Source organism: Halomonas sp. HL-93, assembly GCF_900086985.1.
In the GTDB taxonomy this organism is placed as follows: domain Bacteria; phylum Pseudomonadota; class Gammaproteobacteria; order Pseudomonadales; family Halomonadaceae; genus Vreelandella.
On the sequence record NZ_LT593974.1, the window covers coordinates 509130 to 527209 of the forward strand.

Sequence of the window (18080 nt, forward strand, 5' to 3'; positions counted from 1 at the left end):
ATGACGCAAACTGCCCCAGCGCTGAATGAGGCCGATGCTTTACGCGCTGATATCTATCGGCTGCTGGCCGCGCTCCTCCGTGAAGTGCCTAGCGAGGAACTGCTCGGCTGGCTGGCCTCGCTGGACATCGAACAGGACGGAAGCCGTCTGGCCGAGTGCTGGCGCGGGCTTAGCCAGGCCGCTGACAGTGCCGACACCGCGCCTTTGAAACGCGCGCATTTCGGCCACCTGGTGGGCGTGATTCAGGGCGATGTCGTGCCCTATGCCTCCTGGTACCGCAACGGCGAATTGATGGAGGCAGCGCTGGTGGCGCTGCGTCGCGATCTTGGTGCACTGGGCTTCGAGCGCAGCGAGCACACAAAGGACCCTGAGGATCACCTGGCCGCGCTCTGCGAGGTGATGGCCATGCTGATCGACGCGACGAGCGCGGACCAGGCGCACTTCTTTATGCATCACCTTGCCCCTTGGGCAAGCGACTGTTTTAACGACCTAGGGCAGGTCGACACGGCTTTTTATGCAGCGCTCGGGCAGTTGGGTAGCGCTTTCATGGAGAGCGAAGAGGCTCGCTTAGCCATTGAGGCGAGCCATGCCCCGGTACGAATCGTAGAACCTTGACGTGACGCGCTAATGCGTAGATTCACCGTCGGGTGGGCGCGCGGCAGCCATAGCATAAGACAAAACGGCCAAAGGCCATGGCAAGAGAGGAGAACACCATGCAAAAGTCACACAATCCTGAGCGCCGCCGGTTTATGAAAACCGTGGGGTTGGGAACAGCCGCAGCGGGTGCTGCCGCTGCGGTGGGCCATGTCACCTTGGCGCAAGCCGATAGCGCACCCAGCGACGCTGAAAAACCGACAACAAATTACCGTGAGACCGATCACGTCCGTGCTTTTTACGCCACCTTGCGTGACTGACGGCGGAATGCCAGGAGAATTGCCATGCGTTTAACTCGCAAAACAGACACTCCCAAAGCGCCCGGCCTGGGTATTTCGCGCCGCCAGTTTATTCAACGCAGCGGTGCAGCGACCGGTGGTGTGGCCGCGCTAGGCTTTATGGGCGCGCCCATGATGCGGCGTGCCGAGTCGGCGGACAAAACCCCGGTGCTCGACTCGCCAGTGGAAACCAAGCGCACGATCTGTTCGCACTGCTCGGTGGGCTGCGGCGTGTACGCCGAAGTGCAAGAGGGTATTTGGACCAAGCAAGAGCCTGCCTTCGACCATCCGATCAACCGCGGTGCGCACTGCGCCAAAGGGGCTTCGTTACGCCAGCACGGCCATTCCAGCCGCCGTTTGAAATACCCCATGAAGTTGGTTGGCGGTGAATGGGAACGCATGAGCTGGGACGACGCCATTGAAGAAATTGGCGACAAGCTGCTTGAGCTTCGCGAAGAGCACGGTCCTGATAGCGTTTACTGGTTGGGTTCAGCCAAGTTCAGCAATGAGCAGGCGTACTTGATGCGCAAACTTGCTTCCATGTGGGGGACTAACAATACCGACCACCAAGCGCGTATTTGTCACTCAACCACGGTTGCCGGGGTAGCCAATACCTGGGGCTACGGAGCGATGACCAACTCGCTTAACGACATGCAAAAGAGCAAGTCGATGCTGTTCATTGGCTCGAATCCGTCAGAAGCCCACCCGGTGGCGATGCAGCACTTCCTGATTGCCAAGGAGCGTAACAACTGCGACATCATCGTCGCTGATCCGCGCTTTACCCGCACGGCGGCCAAAGCCAATAAGTTCGTGCGCATTCGCCCGGGTTCCGATGTGGCGTATATCTGGGGCCTGCTATGGCACATCTTTGAAAACGGCTGGGAAGATAGCGAATACATCAGCCAGCGCGTTTACGGCATGGATGAGGTGCGCGAAGAAGTCGCCAATTTCCCGCCGGACGTTGTGGAAGACATCACTGGCGTTAGCGAAGAAGACATGCGCGACGTTGCCAAGCGGCTGGCCGACAATCGCCCCGGCTGTGTGGTGTGGTGCATGGGCGGTACCCAGCATACTACCGGCAACAACAACACCCGCGCCTACTGCATTCTAGAGCTGGCGCTGGGCAACATTGGCAAGTCGGGTGGCGGGGCCAATATTTTGCGTGGCCACGACAACGTTCAAGGCGCCACCGACCTGGGCCTGGGTTCTGACTCCTTGCCGGGTTACTACGGCCTGGCAGAAGGTGCCTGGCAGCACTGGGCCAAGGTATGGGACGTTGACTACGACTGGCTGAAAGAGCGTTTCGACGACAGCGAATATGCTGACGGCAAGCCCATGAACACCAGCGGTATTACCGTATCGCGCTGGGTTGACGGGGTGCTGGAGGAAGACGAAAACATCTCCCAGCGCACCGCGCTCAAAGCCATGTTCTATTGGGGCCATGCGGTGAATTCCCAGACCCGCGGCGTCGAGATGCAACAGGCGATGAAAAAGCTTGAAATGATGGTCATCGTCGACCCCTACCCGACGGTTGCGGCTGTTATGCACGACCGTACGGATGGTGTGTACCTGCTGCCGGCAGCGACCCAGTTCGAAACCACCGGCAGCGTGACGGCGACCAACCGCTCACTGCAGTGGCGCGATAAAGTCATCGATCCGCTGTTCGAGTCCAAGCCCGATCACGAGATCATGTACCTGTTCGCTCGCAAGCTCGGGTTTGGCGAAGAGCTGGTGGCCAACTACGAAATGAACGGCGATGAGCCGCTGATCGAAGATATCCTGCGCGAAATTAACAGCGGCATGTGGACGGTCGGCTACACCGGGCAGAGCCCGGAGCGGCTGAAAGAGCACCAGAAAAACTGGCATACCTTCAGCTTCGAGAACCTGCGCGCCCAAGGTGGCCCGGCCGATGGCGACTACTACGGCTTACCCTGGCCCTGCTGGGGCACACCGGAGTTTAAGCACCCAGGTTCGCCCAACCTTTACGACATCAGCGTACCGGTGATGGAAGGCGGTATGGGTTTCCGTGCGCGTTTCGGTATCGAACGCGATGGGGTCAATCTGCTGGCCGAAGGTTCGGCACCGGTTGAGGGCGACATTGACGACGGCTACCCAGAGTTTACTGATCAACTGCTCAAAGACCTTGGCTGGTGGGATGATCTCACCGACGAGGAGAAAGAAGCGGCGGACGGCAAAAACTGGAAAACCGATTTATCCGGCGGCATACAGCGCGTGGCGATCGAGCACGGCTGTGCGCCCTATGGCAACGCCAAAGCCCGCGCGGTGGTGTGGACCTTCCCCGATGGCGTGCCCAAGCACCGCGAGCCGCTTTACTCAACACGCCGTGACCTGGTCGATAAATACCCGACCTGGGACGACTTTGACTCCATTATGCGACTGCCGACGATGTACAAGAGCGTACAGGATGGCGCACCCTCGGTGGATGACTATCCCATCATCCTTACCTCCGGGCGTTTGGTGGAATACGAAGGCGGTGGTGAAGAAACGCGTTCCATGTCGTGGCTGGCTGAGCTTCAACAAGAGATGTTCGTTGAGATCAATCCTGCCGATGCGAATGATTTAGGCATCAGCGACGGCGACGAGGTATGGGTCGAAGGCGCCGAAGGCGGCCGGGTGAAAGTCAAAGCGATGGTCACTCCACGCGTGGACCGCAAGGTGGCCTTTATGCCGTTCCACTTTGGCGGCATGTTCCAGGGCGAAAGCCTGGAAGGCATTTACCCAGAAGGCACAGCGCCCTACGTCATTGGCGAAGCGGCCAATACCGCGACCACTTATGGCTACGATCCGGTGACACTGATGCAAGAGACCAAGTGCACCATCTGCCGTATCGAGCGTGCCTAAGGCCCGCCCAGACCTGACAGCATCCACGGTGTGGGCGACATCCCGCACCGTATGAGGAGAACACCATGGCTCAAATGAAATTTATGTGTGACGCCGAACGCTGCATCGAATGCAACGGCTGCGTTACCGCCTGTAAAAATGCCAATGATGTCGAATGGGGCATTCAACGTCGTCGCGTTGTGACACTAAATGACGGCGAAGCCGATGAAATGTCCATTTCGGTTGCCTGCATGCACTGTGACGACGCGCCTTGCATGGCAGTGTGCCCCACTGACTGCTTCTATAAAACCGACGACGGCATCGTGTTGCACGACAAAGACCTGTGTATCGGCTGTGGCTACTGCCTGTACGCCTGCCCGTTCGGCGCCCCACAGTTCCCGCAGCAGGATGCGTTCGGCGAGCGTGGCAAGATGGACAAATGTACTTTCTGTGCCGGCGGCCCAGCCGAAAGCAAAGAAGAAGAGTACGAGAAGTACGGCTCCAACCGCATCGCCGAAGGCAAACTACCACTGTGCGCGGAAATGTGCTCCACCAAGGCGCTGCTGGCGGGCGACGCCCAAGACGTTGCCGATATTTTCCGTCAGCGCGTGGTGCATCGCGGTCACGAGGATGGCGCCTGGTCTAACAACCCTCAGGCCAGTGCCGACAACCTAGCCTATGATGCTGCCCGTAAAGGGTAAGGAGGCTTTCCATGAACCAGTTGACTGCTCAGGCGCCCGGTGGGGTGCCGCATCTGAACCTCTGGCAAGGGGTTTGGCGCTGGCTATTGTTGGCTTTTGTGCTGGTGCTGAGTCTCGGCGTGACACAGGTGGCGAGTGCCCAGGCCGACCCTGACCGGGAGATGGGCACGGCAGCGCCGGGTATCGATGCTGACCAGTGGCGGGAAGTGCGCAGCGGCGAAACCGATGCCAACTATCGCGACTCGCGTTACGAGAGTAACTACAATCTGATCAATTCTAGCGGGGAAACCTGGCGTCAATGGCGTAATCGCTGGGTGTCACCTTTCGGGTTGATCGTGATTGGCGGCATGATCGGGATCATTACGCTGTTCTACCTGATCATTGGTCGCAAGCATCTTGAGGAACCCCGAACGGGACGCAAGCTGTTCCGCTGGCCGCTTTTCATGCGTGCCTTGCACTGGTCGGTGGCATCGCTGTTCATTGTCCTGGCGCTTACTGGGCTTAACCTGCTGTTCGGCAAGTTCGTCTTCCGCGGCCTGTTTGGCGATGCCTTTTGGGGATGGATGGTTTCCTCCTCCAAGGTGCTGCACAACTATCTGGGACCAATCTTCGGTATCTTGCTGGTCATACTGCTGGTCAGTCTAATCAAAGACAACCTACCCAAAAAGCACGACCTGGAATGGTTCAAGAAAGGTGGCGGCCTTGTAGGTAAAGGGCACGTGGACGCCGGTTTTGCCAACGGTGGCGAAAAAGCCTGGTATTGGCTATTGGCCACGGTTGGGCTTCTGGTGGTTGCCAGCGGCTTCGTGCTCGACTTCCCCAACTTCGGTCAGGGACGCGACACCATGCAGTGGGCTAATCTCGTTCACGCGGTGGGCGCCCTGGGGCTGACGGCCGTGTCGATCGGTCACATCTACATCGGCACCCTGGGCACGGAAGGCTCGCTTGAAGGCATGACTACCGGCTACGTCGATGAAACCTGGGCCAAAGAGCACCACAACTTGTGGTACGAAGAGGTCAAGGATCAGGCAGTTTCCGAGCAGGATCTGGCCGATCGGAAAGCTTCAAAAGACTCCGGTGAGTCTCCCGCCACACGCTCCTCGTAAGGCGCGTTGGAATGTTGCAAAAGACACCGCCTACGGGCGGTGTCTTTTGTTATGCTGAGCTTAATTTCACTCCATAGAGGTCAAAGGCGATGGATAAGTTTGACGACACCACCCGTACCGAACTCGAAGCAGCGGCGTTTCGCCGTTTGCTGCAGCATCTTGATGACAATAAAGACGTGCAGAATATCGATCTGATGATCCTGGCTGACTTCTGTCGTAACTGTTTGTCCAAATGGCTGGTTAGCGCGGCGGAAGCACGGGGCGAGCCGCTTACCTACGAAGAAGCCCGTGAATACGTTTACGGCATGCCCTATAGCGAATGGAAAGAGCTCTATCAAGCGCCAGCGACACCCGAGCAGATGGCGGCCTGGGAAGCGCACCACGCCAAAAAGAAAGCCGCCAAACAGGGGTGATGCCATGAACGAGCTAATGATTCCGCTGCGTATCGCCGTACTGACGATTTCCGATACGCGGACCGACGAGACGGATCGCAGTGGTCAGGCGTTGGTCGAGCGACTCACCGAGGCTGGGCATGAACTGGTGGAAAAACGCATCGTGCCGGACGACGTGTATACCATTCGTGCCGTCGTAGCCCAGTGGATTGCCGATAGCAATGTGCAGGTGGTGATTACCACCGGCGGCACCGGCTTTACCGGCCGCGACTCTACCCCAGAAGCGGTAGGCGTTCTGCTGGATAAGCGCATCGAAGGCTTTGGCGAGCGCTTCCGCCAGCTCAGCGGTGAGGAAATCGGCAGCTCGACGATTCAAAGCCGCTGCCTCGGCGGGCTGGCCAACGCCACGGTGATCTTCTGCCTGCCGGGCTCGACCGGCGCCTGCCGCACCGGCTGGGACGGTATTCTGGCCGAACAGCTCGACAGCCGCCACAAGCCGTGCAACTTTGCCAACCTGGTCATCCCCGAGCGGGGCCAGCATGGCTGAGCTGCACTCAATTGAGGACGCTCTGGCCGCGCTGCTGGCGGATGTCACGCCCGTGACGGCGGAGCGTGTGGCGCTTACCGACGCGGCCGGGCGGGTGCTGGCTGAAGACGTTACCGCACAGCTTGATGTGCCGCCCTACACCAACAGCGCCATGGATGGCTACGCACTGCGCGCTGCCGAAGCCGGTCGGCGCCTTGAAGTCAGCCAGCGTATCGCGGCGGGCACGCCGGCCACCCCGCTGGCGCCGGGCAGCTGCGCGCGCATTTTTACCGGCGGTGAAATCCCCCCGGGGGCCGACTGTGTGGTCATGCAGGAGCGCGTTGAGGTGGATGGCAATGCTGCCCACATTCCAGCGGATATTCCCGCCGGCGACAATGTGCGTCTGAAAGGGCGCGATGTGCGTCAGGGTGATGTGCTGTTAAGCGCCGGTGAACGTCTGGAAGCCGCCGCCCTCGGTCACCTGGCCGGGCAGGGGGTCACAGAGGTTGGCGTACGCCGTCGGCCTCGGGTGGCGCTACTATCTACCGGCGATGAAGTGATTGATCCCGGTACACCGCTCAAGCCCGGGCAGTTGTATAACTCCAACCGCCCCATGCTCACCAGGTTGCTGGAAACCTTTGGCGCTGAGGTAGTGAGTCAGGTCAGCGTGCCCGACGATGCCGAGCGTACCCGTGAACTGCTTGCCCAGGCGGCGGAAGACGCCGACGTGGTCGTTAGCACCGGCGGTGTCAGCGTCGGCGAAGAGGATCACGTGAAAGCTTCGCTTGAGGCGCTTGGCGAACTTACGATGTGGAAACTCGCCATTCGGCCGGGCAAGCCATTGGCCCTGGGTCGCTTACCTAGGCGGGGCGGTGGTCAGGCGCGTTTTGTTGGGCTGCCAGGCAATCCAGTATCGGGGTTTGTCGGCGCGTGGCTCTTTTTACGCCCGTTGATGGGCGCGTTATTACGCTGCCACGATCTGAGGTCGCTGCCCTGCGTCACTGCACGGGCGGGGTTTTCAACGTCGACGGGTCCAAGGCAGCACTATATGCGCGTAACCCTAACGTTTGATGACCAGGGCGCGAAAGCCATGGCCTTCGACGATCAGAACTCTTCAGTGCTTTCCTCGTGCATACAGGCCAATGCATTGGCAGTGATTCCACCTCACAGTGAACTTGCGATGGGGCAGCCGGTGGCATGTCTTTGGCTTATGAGCTAAGGGGTTACGCACTTAAGGCTTGCAGACCATCGCCGGGTATCCAGCAGTGGCACCGCTGATAGTGGCTAAAAGTAAGCTTTTAGCTTTCATGGCGCTAGATCCATGTGGATAGCCACTTGATTGCGACCCTGTTGTTTGGCGCGGTAGAGCGCTTGGTCGGCGGCTAAACGCAACGACTCTGTTGCGGGGTGGTCAGGAAAATCGCTTATCCCAGCGCTGAAGGTGCAGCGAAAATGGTTGCCGTGGGCATAAAAATCAACTGACCCAAAATCCTCGCGAAGCCCGTCGATCAACTCGGCGGCACGTTGCACATCCACGCCTTTGAGCAGCACTACAAACTCTTCCCCGCCGTAGCGGCCAATAATATCCGAGAGCCGTAAGCGGCTCTTTAGTAGTCGAGCCAGGGTGATAATGACTTGGTCTCCCGCCAAGTGACCGTGGATGGCATTGACCTGCTTAAAGTGGTCAATATCGATCATCGCCATGGCGTGCTGGCTATCGTCTCGATGCGCCTGGGCGAGGGCCTTGTTGATAAAATCGGTAGTGGTGCTGTGATTGTAAAGCCCGGTCATGCTGTCGTGGCTCATTAATGAGTGCAGCATGCGCAGCCGCTCGCCCCGCAGTCGTACAGCAGAGATCAGTTCAGCGGGTTGTACTGGCTTGGTAATCAGCGCCTCGACTTCGGAGGCCATCGCCGAAAGCTGCTTTTGACTGTCGGCGCTGCCCGTTAAATAAACGATTGGTAGGCCAAGGTACTCGGGCTGATGGCGAATCATCGTCGCCAGCTCTTCACCGGAGCAGTCAGACATAAACATATCGACCAGCAGCAAATCCGGATTAAAGCGCTCCAGCGCGATGAGCGTCTCGGCGGGGTGGTGAACTTGCTGGACGATCATGCCCGCGCCTTTAAGCAGCAGCGCGTGGTATTCGGCGGCGTCGACTTCATCATCCACTACCAGCACGCGTAGTGGCTCCTTTTCTATCGGGGTGGTCAATTCGTCGATGGCCAGCATTAAGTCGAGCGGTTTAACCGGGTGTGTGAAATACCCCTGGCAGCCTGCGCGTACCGCGCTCAAACGCGATGAAAAATTGCCGTAGGCCGACAGTACGATGGCGGGCATCTGCGATCCGGTTAGCCTGTTTAATTCGGCCAGCGTATCGGTGCCATCGGTTTGGCCCTTGGGAAAGTTTACATCCATGATCACTACATCAGGGCGGCGCGTCAGCGCAGCATCAAAAAACGTCTCGGTATCTTCAAAGGACACCACCTCGTGGCCGAAGCAGTGCAAGTGATGAACTAGAATGCCGCTGTGCTCAGGGTCATCACCGCACAGGTAAATCAGCCGCTGTCGCTTGCTGCGTACTTGGCTGGAAGATGGGTTGGGAGACAGCGCTTGCAACTGTTCCTCATCGATATAACGCTGACGCCGTTGGCTCAGCTTGTGATGCGGCGGTTTGGAGGAGTGAGACATCAAGCGACCTGGGTAAGTGAGCGTGCGGGGCGAGCTATTTCAGCACTGAAGATCCCTTTCACAGCTTACAATTCACAATATACGCATCGGTATCGACCTCACCATTAATAGTCGATCTTAATAGCGTTCATATTCGCGCAATCTAGCAATGAGTGCAAAGCTGCCCAGGTTAGGGTAAGTGGCCAATCAGAGAAGCATGTCTCGGCACACACCATAGGGCATGTCTTTGCGAAGCGCTGAAGCGCCTTTGCCATACCTCAGCAAGGCGGGCGGTCACCGATCTAATCGAATTGTTCAAAGAGAACATGTTACAAATGTCTGATATTTAGAAAAATTTGTTAAGAAAACACGCCATTAGCATCATTAATTCGACTAAAGACCAATAGTAGAATCGAGTCACCCAACTACAATCCATCGCCAATCGGTAAATTTACCTAAATCCACTGCGCTGGCAATTCGTACACTTACGTACACGAGCATGCGCGACCGCCCCGAAGGATGTTCTTATGCATGCCCTCACCCTGGCGTCATTTCTATTCTTCACTTGTTTAGTGGCCTTTATCACCTGGCGCATCACGCGACGGGATGATCACAGCAGTACCAGCGGTTATTTCCTGGCAGGGCGAACGCTAACGTTCCCGTTGATTGCTGGGTCGCTATTGATGACCAATCTGTCCACCGAGCAAATGGTAGGCTTGAATGGCTCGGCATTTAGTGATGGCTTGAGTGTGATGGCCTGGGAAGTGGTGGCGGTCATAGCCTTGGTGGCGTTGGCCCTGTTCTTCCTGCCGCGCTTCTTGAAAAGCGGTATCGCGACCTTACCGCAGCTGCTGCTGATCCGCTTCGATAAAGGCACGCAGTTGATAGCCAACGTGATCTTTTTGATCGCCTACGCGGTGATTTTGCTGCCGATTATCCTTTATTCTGGCGCGGTAGGGCTTCAGGGCATGCTCGACTTGCCCGCACTGACCGGCATCGAATCATCCACCACGCTACTCTGGTTAACCGTTTGGATCGTGGGCATCATCGGTGCGGTGTACGCTCTATTTGGCGGGCTGCGCACGGTAGCCGTGTCCGACACGCTTAACGGCGTCGGTCTGCTTATCGGTGGTTTTGTCATCGTCTACTTTGGTCTGCAAGCGGTGAGCGATGGCAACGGCATCGCGGAAGGCTGGAATATCCTTAAAGAAAGCAATCCCGATAAGCTTAACTCCATCGGCGGTGACGACCAGCAGGTGCCGTTCTTTACGCTGTTTACCGGTGTCTTCTTGATCAATCTGTTCTATTGGACGACGAATCAGCAGATTATCCAGCGTACGTTTGCCGCTAAAAACCTCGCTGAAGGTCAGAAAGGCGTACTGCTGACCGGCTTCTTCAAGCTGTTGGGCCCACTTTACCTGGTGCTGCCGGGGATCATCGCCTACCACCTGTACGCTGATGACGGCATCCGTGCCGACGAGGCCTATGGCCACCTGGTTTTCAACGTGCTGCCGCCTTATCTCACCGGGTTCTTCGCGGCGGTGATGGTCGGTGCCATTCTGTCATCGTTCAACTCCGCGCTAAACAGCACCACGACCATCTTCAGTCTGGGTATTTACAAGCAGGTTCTCAATAAAGACGCTAGCGAAGAACAGGTAGTGAAGTCGGGCAAGGTGTTTGGCTGGATCATGGCAGGCATTACCATGACCATCGCGCCGCTGCTGGCGGGTCAGGATAGCCTGTTTGGTTATCTGCAGAAGATGAATGCTATCTACTTTATTCCCATTCTGGCCGTAGTGCTGGTGGGACTTTTGACCAAACGGGTACCGCCGATGGCCGCCAAAATCGGCTTGGTGGGGGGCTGTTTGCTGATCGCGGCGGGTTACTTCGTGCCGCCGTTCAACATGTTGCCGACGATCATGCACGAGTTCCACTTTGTGGCGGCGGTATTCGTGCTGCTGGTCGCAATGATGCTGGTGATTGGCAAGCTGCGCCCCCGGGAGACCGACTGGGTTCAGGAATACTCGGGCGACGTTGATCTCACTCCATGGAAGGGCGCGGTGCCTACCGGTATCGTGTTGGTGGTGCTGGTGATTATTATGTACGCCTCGTTCGCTGGGTAATGCGTTGGCTAAATAAATAACCCGCGATCGCTTAACGCCCCATGACCACTAATGCTGGCATGGGGCGTTTTCGTTGCGCCTTATGCGGGCTGATAGGTGTCGTGGAAGCGTTTGCGCAGCTCGTTTTTTTGCACTTTGCCCATCGTATTGCGCGGCAGGCTGTCGATAAAGAACACGCGCTTGGGCTGCTTGTATTTGGCAAGCCGACCCTGCAAGTGAGCCAGTACGGCGGCTTCGTCGAGGCGTGCACCCGGTTGGGTGACCACAGCGGCGGTCACACCTTCGCCAAAGTCCGGATGTGGCAGTCCGATCACGGCGGATTCTGATACGCCTTCCAGTTCGTCAATCACCTGCTCGATTTCCTTGGGATAGACGTTATACCCCCCAGAAATTACCAGGTCTTTATCCCGCCCGACGATATGCACATAGCCCTGCTCGTCGACCATGGCCAGATCACCGGTAATGAAAAAGCCATCCTCCAGCAGCTCTTCGCGGGTTTTTTCCGGCATTCGCCAGTAGCCAATAAACACGTTAGGGCCACGAATCTGTAGCATGCCAATCTCGCCGGGGGCGACCTCGGCGCCGGTTTCCCGATCGGTGATACGCATCTCCACGCCGGGCAGCGGCATACCCACCGTGCCTGCCCGTCTTGCCCCCTCATAGGGGTTAGAGATGTTCATATTGGTTTCGGTCATGCCGTAGCGCTCAAGAATGGCATGCCCGGTCTTGGCCTCGAAGGCTTCGTGGGTCTCAGCGGTCAGCGGCGCTGAGCCCGATACAAACAGGCGCATATTGGTGGTGACCTCGGGCGTCAGGCGCGGGTCTTGCACAAGGCGCGTATAGAACGTCGGCACGCCCATCATCACACTTCCACGGGGCAGTTCCTCGAAAATCACATCGGCGTCGAACTTAGGCAGAAACAGCATGCTGGCACCGGCCATCAGGGTGACGTTGCACGCCACAAACAGACCGTGGGTATGAAAAATCGGCAGCGCGTGGATCAGACGGTCGTCAGCGCTGAAGTGCCAGGCCTTGACGAGTGTTTCGGCATTGGAGGCCAGATTCTGGTGGGTCAGCATGGCGCCCTTGGAGCGCCCGGTGGTGCCCGAGGTGTATAAAATCGCCGCCAGATCACGCGCTTGAAGCTCGGCGATGTCGTTATGAGGGGTGACGCTCGCGGCTTCGTCCATCAGGCTGCCGTCGGCTGCGCTGCCCAAGGTCACAACGGCGGGGCAGCCGGTATCGCTGGCGATTTGGCGGGCCTCATCGGCTACAGCGGGTCGGCAGACAAACAGTGCCGGTTCAGCATCGCCCAGAAAATAGCGAATTTCATCGCCGGTGTAACCGGTATTGAGCGGCAAATAAGCCCCGCCAATTTGCAGGCAGGCAAGGTAGAGCAGAATAGCTTCGGGGCTTTTATCTACCTGGACCGCCACGCGGTCGCCCTGACGTACGCCAAGAGCGATAAGCGCCCCGGCCAGCCTGGCACTTTGGTTCAGCGCATCCGTGTAGGAGTAGCGCCGGCCCTCGCGGGTGGTGATAAAATCGGCCTCCCCGCGCTCATGCATTTGCGTGGCAAAGGTGGCAAACAGGTTATGGTTCATTTGGCAGTTTCTCCCTTGGCCAGCTTGCGCGCGCGCTTGGCGAGGTCACGCACATCGTTTGAGCAGGCAATGGTGCCCTTGGAGGTGTAATTTTCGTGGTTTCGCTCAATGTCATCGAGCACATAAAGGTAATTGACCATCAGCCCAGCCGCTTGTTTAAGCCCTTTATCGGATATGTCGCCAAGCCAGTTGATACGGTGCAGTTTGGCCCCATTGCCCAGGTGAAAGCGTGCCACGGGGTTGAGCGGGAGGCCATGGCGGTTTTTTTCGTCTACCAGATAATGAGCCGCCAGCGGTTGTAGCGTTGTTCTGAGCCGCTCCTGGCGGAGTTTGTCCTGGTGCCAGCCCGGTGTCTCCAGCTCGGCCAGCGTTTCACGCACGCTGGGTGGCCACTGCTCGCTATCACGCTGCTCGTTAAGCCATTGGGCGAAGCCTGGTACGGGCGAGAGGGTGACAAAATACTTGAGCTGCGGCAGTTCCTGGGAAAGCTCCTGTACCACCTGCTTGATCAAAAAGTTACCGAACGATATGCCGCGCAAGCCGGTCTGGCAGTTGCTGATGCCGAAGAAGGCGGCGCTGTCAGCGTCTTCGGGGTCGTCAACACCGCTATCTTCACCGGAGAGAATCGGTTGAATGCGGCTGGGCAGCCCCTTGTGCAACGCTACCTCGACGAAGATCAGCGGCTCATCGCCAATCGCCGGGTGAAAAAAGGCGAAGCAGCGCCGATCGCGGGCATCCAAGCGTCGGCGCAGGTCGTCCCAGTCTTGAATTTCGTGGACCGCTTCGTAGCGGATGATTTTTTCCAGAATCGATGCTGGCGTATTCCAATCGATGCGCTTGAGCATCAGGAAGCCGCGGTTGAACCAGGAGCCGAACAGGTGGGCAAAGTCGTCATCGATGGGTGCAAGTTCGGGCTGCTCGCGTAGCAGATCAAGCAAGTCCTGACGCATATTGACCAGCTCATAAGTGCCATCACTGGCAAAGTTCAACCGTCGGAAAAGCTCCTGGCGTAGCGGTTCGCAGGCTTCAAACAACTGTTGCAGTGTGCGGTTATCGCGCGTGTCGCGATAGGCGGCGTAGGCTTGGTCAATCTGCTCCGGCTCTGCTGCAAAGTCGTCTGCCAGACGCTGGAAAAAGCGTTGTTTTTCCGTGTCTGAAAGGCGCTGGTAGATGGCAAGCGCGCGGCTTGCCAGGGCAATGCTTGAGGCTTCCCCGTCGCTTGCCAGCAGCGCCTGGCAGGCCTTGATCAAGTGGTCGTGGTCAACGGCCAGGGTGCTTGGGTCGCGGCGACGCAGCAGGGCATCGCGTTGGGTAATGTTGTTAAACAGTTCCTGAAGAAAGGTCATGTTCATAGCGATGCTCCTTTTAGCCCATGATCAGGTTGGGCAGCCACAAAGCCAGGCCGGGGAACAGGCACAGCAACAAGATACCCAGCACCATGCATAGCGCATACGGGAGACTGCCCATCAGCACGTTGCGGAGCGAAATATCTGGCGCGATGCTGTTGATGATAAACAGGTTCAGCCCCACTGGTGGCGTGATCAAGCCGATCTCCAGGTTGATGGTCAGGATGACCGCGAACCAGTAGGGGTCGAAGTTCGCCGCCAGGATGACCGGCATCAGGATCGGCGCTGTCATCACGATCACCGCCACCGGGGGCAGGAAAAAGCCGGCCACCAGCAGGAAGAGGTTGATCAGGGCCATCAGCACCCAGCGGTTGACCTCCAGGTCGGCGATGCCGCCAGCCACGGTCTGGGTGATGAACAGCGACGACAGGGCATAGGCGAACACCTCCGCGGCGGCGATCACCAACATGATCATCACACTCTCGCGCAACGAGTCACGCATAATCAGCTTGAGCGGCTTCAACTGCCACATGCGGTAGATGATTATCGCCAGCGCCAGGCACATAAAGGCGCCGACGCCGGCGGCCTCGGTGGGGGTGGCCACCCCGCCGTAGAGGGCGAAGAGGATGAGGCCCACCACCGCCAGGAAGGGCAGCACGCGCACCAGCGCCTTGAGGTTGGCGTCGACGTTCTGGCGCAGCGTCTGCTTGACCGCTTCGGTGTTGATGGCCATGGGGTTCTGGTAGCCGCCTGCCAGCTTGCAGGCGATCAGCGTCCAGATCATGAACAGCCCGGCGAGCATGAACCCTGGCACCACGCCGGCGATGAACAGCCGACCGATGGAGGTCTCGGTGGCGATGCCGTAGATGATCATGGTCACCGAGGGTGGAATCAAGATGCCCAGGGTGCCGCCTGCGGCGATGCAGCCGGCGGCCACGCCATCGGGATAGCCACGGGCACGCATCTCGGGGATGCCCATCTTGCCGATCGCCGCACAGGTTGCGGGCGAGGAACCGGACAGCGCGGCAAAAATCGAGCAGGCGCCGATGTTGGAGATTGCCAACCCCCCTGGCAGCTTGCCCAGCCATAGGTCAAGCGAACGGTAGAGGTCGCGCCCGGTAGGCGACGACGCCACAGCAGCGCCCATCAGGATAAACATAGGGATGGCAATGAAGCCGAACTCGGCGATGCGATCGTAGAAGGTTTCGCCGAAGTAGGTCAGCTCCGAGATGCCGCGGCTGGCGACCAGCGCGATCAGCGAGACGCCGCCCAGCGCAAAGGCGATGGGCGTGCCGATGGCCATCAGCACGATCAGGCCGATGGCGACGAAAATACCGGCGGTAACAGGATCCATGCTCAGTTCTCCCCACGCATGATTTCGGCGACGTATTGCAACGTCAGTTGAGTGGTGCCCACGGCCATGGTCAGCACAGGTGGCCACAGAGGGGGATTCCAGACGGTGCCGGTGGTCCAGCCCCCGTGCCAGGCCTCGAACACGTAGACCCAGGCGGCGTAGGCCAGGCAGGCACAGAACCCCAGGCCAACCAGGGAGGCGACCAGGTTCATAATTCGTTTGGGCGTACCGCCAAGCTTATCGGGCAGCACGGTGACCGCCACGTGGCCGCCGGTCATCAGCACGTAGGGGCTACCCAGCAGCATGGCAGCGGTGACCGAGAAGACGGTGAATTCGGTCTGCCAACTGGTGCTGACGCCGATCACGTAGCGCATGAAGACCATCTGGCAGATCACGAAGGTGCCAGCGACGAACAGCGCTGCGGCGAGGTAGGCCATCCACCGCGAGATGCGATCCATCAGCCGGACATAGCCGTGCCGTGGTCCGCCACGGGAGTTGGCCGTGAAAGAGGGCGAGTGGGTCATGAGGCTCTCCGAGAAGGCAGGAAGGCCGCCCCGGCGGGGCGGCCGATCGTCAGGGGGCTTGCGGGATCACTCCACCTCAAGGGCGGCGTCGATGATCGCCTGACCGTTCTCGACATTCTCGGCGAAGTTTTTGTAGGAAGTCTCCTTGGCGATCTCAAGCCACGCCTCGTAATCTTCCTCGGACATGCTGACTACCTCGACGCCTTCTTCCTCGAAGACCTCGACCATTTTATCATCGAGTCCCGCTGCCTCACTGGCGAAGAACTCCTCGGCCTCCTCGGCGGCGGCGGTCAGCGCTTCCTGCTGCTCCTCGTTGAGTTTCTCCCAGCTCTGATTAGAGATCAGGATCGGCTCGTACATGAACCACAGGGCGTAGTCGCCGGGTTCGGTCAGGCACTCGACCTGCTCGAAGAGGCGGAAGGAAACGAACGACATCGAGGAGGTATTGGCGGCGTCCAGCACGCCGGTCTGCATGCCGGTGTAGATCTCTGAAGAAGGCATGGACGCGATTGATGCACCGGCTTCCTCAAGCATTTCTTCAAAGGCTGGCCCGGCGGCGCGGATGTTCTGGCCCTCCACCGTGTCCGGTGAGGTGATGCACTGCTCACTGGAGGCGAAACCGCCGGCTAGCCATGCATCAGCCAGCACCTTGGCACCGCCCTCGTCGATCACGTCCTTAATCATCTCCATGTATTCGGAGTCGTTTAGGCGCTGGGCGTGATCATGGTTACGCACCAGCCCCGGCATCAGGGTGGCGGAGAATTCCGGATGGCGGCCGCTGGCGTAATCGAGCGGCAAGGCGGTGATGTCCAGACGGCCGCGGACCAAGGCGCCCCACTGCTCGTCGGCCTTGAACAGCGACTGGCCGGGGTGGACCTCGATCTCGAGGCCGACGTCGGCCTCGGCGACCTTTTCGGCGAGCATTTGAACCATCTCGTCACGCACATCGCCCTTCCCGCCGGGGAACTGGTGGGAAGCACGCAGTACGGTATTTGCCGAGGCATGAGAAGCGGCGATCATCAGGCCCAGGGCAGTGGCGGTGATTAGATGTTTACGTTGCATGTGGCGTCTCCAACAATTGTTGTTGTGTGCTTGGATTAGCTTAATGTGTTTATCAGTCGAGCTGATATATATATCAATAGGCGCTGCGTATGCTAATGTCAACTTTATGACATATGCTTTGTGTAAAATATTGCGCTGCTAAATAAGGAGGTGACGCATGCCAGACTCAAAGCGCTCCAACGCCCAGCGGCTCAAGGATTCATTGGAAAATGACATCATTAATGGGCGCCGGGCGCCCGGCGAGCGGCTTGACCCTGAAACACTAGGCAAGCAGTTCAGCGTTTCGCGCACGCCGGTCCGCGAGGCGATTCAGCAGTTGGTGGCCAGCGGCCTGGTCACGGTATCGCCTAAAAAGGGCACCTTCGTTGCTAAGGTGGGGATTGACCAACTGATTGAAATGTTTGAAGTGATGGCTGAGTTGGAAGGCATGTGTGGGCGACTCGCCGCGCGACGCATTACCGAGCAGGAACTTGCAGCTCTGCGCGACGCCCATCAGCGCTGTGAAGCCGCCGCCCAGGCAGGTGATACCGACGAATATTATTACGAGAATGAAGGGTTTCACGACTGTATCTACACGGCGAGTCACAATAGCTTTTTAGCCAGCGAGGCGCGCCAGCTCAAGCAGCGCTTGAAGCCTTACCGGCGTTTGCAGTTGCAGGTTCGTCAGCGCATGCACAACTCGCTTAGCGAGCATCAGACGATCTTTGACGCCATTGAACGCGGCGATGCGCCGGGCGCCCAGCAGGCGCTTAGTGATCACGTACTTATTCAGGGCGAGCGTTTCAGCGACTTTGTGTCCAGCGTGCGGCGTATGGAAGCGCCCATCTCACAAACGGGATAGTACGAGTATGTCTTTATCGGTGGGGTAATGGTCCTTGCCGACATGGGGCGTAGCGCCG

At 58.5% G+C, this 18080-nt stretch carries 16 protein-coding genes; 10 read left to right on the plus strand and 6 right to left on the minus strand.

The window, feature by feature from the left end:
* From GA0071314_RS02260 to GA0071314_RS02295, 8 genes are all read left to right on the plus strand, one after another.
* On the plus strand, positions 1–615 hold the full coding sequence (locus GA0071314_RS02260; protein WP_074395120.1) for a TorD/DmsD family molecular chaperone: 615 nt from the start codon (positions 1–3) through the stop codon (positions 613–615).
* A 98-nt stretch (positions 616–713) separates the two neighbouring features.
* Entirely contained in the window at positions 714–914 is a 201-nt protein-coding gene (locus tag GA0071314_RS02265) for a twin-arginine translocation signal domain-containing protein (protein WP_082934180.1), read from the plus strand.
* Between the two features lie 24 nt (positions 915–938).
* On the plus strand, positions 939–3794 hold the full coding sequence (locus tag GA0071314_RS02270) for a formate dehydrogenase subunit alpha (RefSeq protein ID WP_074395122.1): 2856 nt from the start codon (positions 939–941) through the stop codon (positions 3792–3794).
* 65 nt (positions 3795–3859) lie between these two features.
* Positions 3860–4474, plus strand: coding sequence for a formate dehydrogenase FDH3 subunit beta (gene fdh3B, locus GA0071314_RS02275; RefSeq protein WP_074395123.1), 615 nt, complete (start codon positions 3860–3862; stop codon positions 4472–4474).
* An 11-nt stretch (positions 4475–4485) separates the two neighbouring features.
* Complete coding sequence (locus GA0071314_RS02280) at positions 4486–5580, plus strand: formate dehydrogenase subunit gamma (protein ID WP_074395124.1); 1095 nt, start codon at positions 4486–4488, stop codon at positions 5578–5580.
* Positions 5581–5669: 89 nt separating this feature from the next.
* Positions 5670–5993 (plus strand): DUF1244 domain-containing protein, encoded by a 324-nt coding sequence (locus GA0071314_RS02285; RefSeq protein WP_074395125.1) that lies wholly within the window; start codon positions 5670–5672, stop codon positions 5991–5993.
* 4 nt (positions 5994–5997) lie between these two features.
* Positions 5998–6519: a molybdenum cofactor biosynthesis protein B gene (moaB, locus tag GA0071314_RS02290; protein WP_074395126.1), complete on the plus strand. Its 522-nt coding sequence runs from the start codon at positions 5998–6000 to the stop codon at positions 6517–6519.
* Positions 6512–7717 (plus strand): molybdopterin molybdotransferase MoeA, encoded by a 1206-nt coding sequence (locus GA0071314_RS02295; RefSeq protein WP_074395127.1) that lies wholly within the window; start codon positions 6512–6514, stop codon positions 7715–7717. Before moaB ends, GA0071314_RS02295 begins: the two co-directional genes overlap by 8 nt.
* Positions 7718–7803: 86 nt before the next feature.
* On the opposite strand, the gene GA0071314_RS02300 is transcribed toward GA0071314_RS02295, so the two are convergent.
* Positions 7804–9189 carry a GGDEF domain-containing response regulator gene (locus tag GA0071314_RS02300; RefSeq protein ID WP_082934181.1) on the minus strand — a complete coding sequence of 462 codons (1386 nt, stop codon included), beginning with the start codon at positions 9187–9189 and terminating at the stop codon, positions 7804–7806.
* Between the two features lie 506 nt (positions 9190–9695).
* Here GA0071314_RS02300 and GA0071314_RS02305 point away from each other — a divergent pair.
* Positions 9696–11291: a solute:sodium symporter family transporter gene (locus GA0071314_RS02305; RefSeq protein ID WP_074395128.1), complete on the plus strand. Its 1596-nt coding sequence runs from the start codon at positions 9696–9698 to the stop codon at positions 11289–11291.
* 80 nt (positions 11292–11371) lie between these two features.
* Here the strand turns inward: GA0071314_RS02305 and GA0071314_RS02310 are convergent, their stop codons facing one another.
* The 5 genes from GA0071314_RS02310 to dctP form a co-directional block, all read right to left on the minus strand.
* A complete protein-coding gene (locus GA0071314_RS02310) occupies positions 11372–12895 on the minus strand; it encodes a malonate--CoA ligase (RefSeq protein ID WP_074395129.1) in 1524 nt (507 codons plus the stop codon).
* Complete coding sequence (locus GA0071314_RS02315; RefSeq protein WP_074395130.1) at positions 12892–14247, minus strand: malonyl-CoA decarboxylase; 1356 nt, start codon at positions 14245–14247, stop codon at positions 12892–12894. Before GA0071314_RS02315 ends, GA0071314_RS02310 begins: the two co-directional genes overlap by 4 nt.
* A gap of 13 nt (positions 14248–14260) precedes the next feature.
* On the minus strand, positions 14261–15595 hold the full coding sequence (locus tag GA0071314_RS02320; protein WP_074395131.1) for a TRAP transporter large permease: 1335 nt from the start codon (positions 15593–15595) through the stop codon (positions 14261–14263).
* Positions 15596–15597: 2 nt separating this feature from the next.
* The gene (locus tag GA0071314_RS02325) at positions 15598–16119 is read right to left on the minus strand and encodes a TRAP transporter small permease subunit (protein ID WP_074395132.1); all 522 of its coding nucleotides are present in this window, start codon (positions 16117–16119) and stop codon (positions 15598–15600) included.
* Between the two features lie 66 nt (positions 16120–16185).
* Positions 16186–17181 carry a TRAP transporter substrate-binding protein DctP gene (gene dctP, locus GA0071314_RS02330; protein WP_074395133.1) on the minus strand — a complete coding sequence of 332 codons (996 nt, stop codon included), beginning with the start codon at positions 17179–17181 and terminating at the stop codon, positions 16186–16188.
* 157 nt (positions 17182–17338) lie between these two features.
* On the opposite strand from dctP, the gene GA0071314_RS02335 reads away from it, so the two are divergent.
* A complete protein-coding gene (locus GA0071314_RS02335) occupies positions 17339–18022 on the plus strand; it encodes a GntR family transcriptional regulator (RefSeq protein ID WP_074395134.1) in 684 nt (227 codons plus the stop codon).
* The last annotated feature ends 58 nt before the right edge of the window (positions 18023–18080 follow it).

Bases quoted from the DNA above. Each gene is read 5' to 3' on its own strand.
- GA0071314_RS02295 (WP_074395127.1), top strand. From the start codon at position 6,512: ATGGCTGAGCTGCACTCAATTGAGGACGCTCTGGCCGCGCTGCTGGCG.
- dctP (WP_074395133.1), bottom strand. From the start codon at position 17,181: ATGCAACGTAAACATCTAATCACCGCCACTGCCCTGGGCCTGATGATC.
- moaB (WP_074395126.1), top strand. From the start codon at position 5,998: ATGAACGAGCTAATGATTCCGCTGCGTATCGCCGTACTGACGATTTCC.
- GA0071314_RS02285 (WP_074395125.1), top strand. From the start codon at position 5,670: ATGGATAAGTTTGACGACACCACCCGTACCGAACTCGAAGCAGCGGCG.
- GA0071314_RS02305 (WP_074395128.1), top strand. From the start codon at position 9,696: ATGCATGCCCTCACCCTGGCGTCATTTCTATTCTTCACTTGTTTAGTG.
- GA0071314_RS02280 (WP_074395124.1), top strand. From the start codon at position 4,486: ATGAACCAGTTGACTGCTCAGGCGCCCGGTGGGGTGCCGCATCTGAAC.
- GA0071314_RS02310 (WP_074395129.1), bottom strand. From the start codon at position 12,895: ATGAACCATAACCTGTTTGCCACCTTTGCCACGCAAATGCATGAGCGC.
- GA0071314_RS02320 (WP_074395131.1), bottom strand. From the start codon at position 15,595: ATGGATCCTGTTACCGCCGGTATTTTCGTCGCCATCGGCCTGATCGTG.
- GA0071314_RS02300 (WP_082934181.1), bottom strand. From the start codon at position 9,189: ATGTCTCACTCCTCCAAACCGCCGCATCACAAGCTGAGCCAACGGCGT.
- GA0071314_RS02315 (WP_074395130.1), bottom strand. From the start codon at position 14,247: ATGAACATGACCTTTCTTCAGGAACTGTTTAACAACATTACCCAACGC.
- GA0071314_RS02335 (WP_074395134.1), top strand. From the start codon at position 17,339: ATGCCAGACTCAAAGCGCTCCAACGCCCAGCGGCTCAAGGATTCATTG.
- GA0071314_RS02325 (WP_074395132.1), bottom strand. From the start codon at position 16,119: ATGACCCACTCGCCCTCTTTCACGGCCAACTCCCGTGGCGGACCACGG.
- GA0071314_RS02270 (WP_074395122.1), top strand. From the start codon at position 939: ATGCGTTTAACTCGCAAAACAGACACTCCCAAAGCGCCCGGCCTGGGT.
- GA0071314_RS02265 (WP_082934180.1), top strand. From the start codon at position 714: ATGCAAAAGTCACACAATCCTGAGCGCCGCCGGTTTATGAAAACCGTG.
- GA0071314_RS02260 (WP_074395120.1), top strand. From the start codon at position 1: ATGACGCAAACTGCCCCAGCGCTGAATGAGGCCGATGCTTTACGCGCT.
- fdh3B (WP_074395123.1), top strand. From the start codon at position 3,860: ATGGCTCAAATGAAATTTATGTGTGACGCCGAACGCTGCATCGAATGC.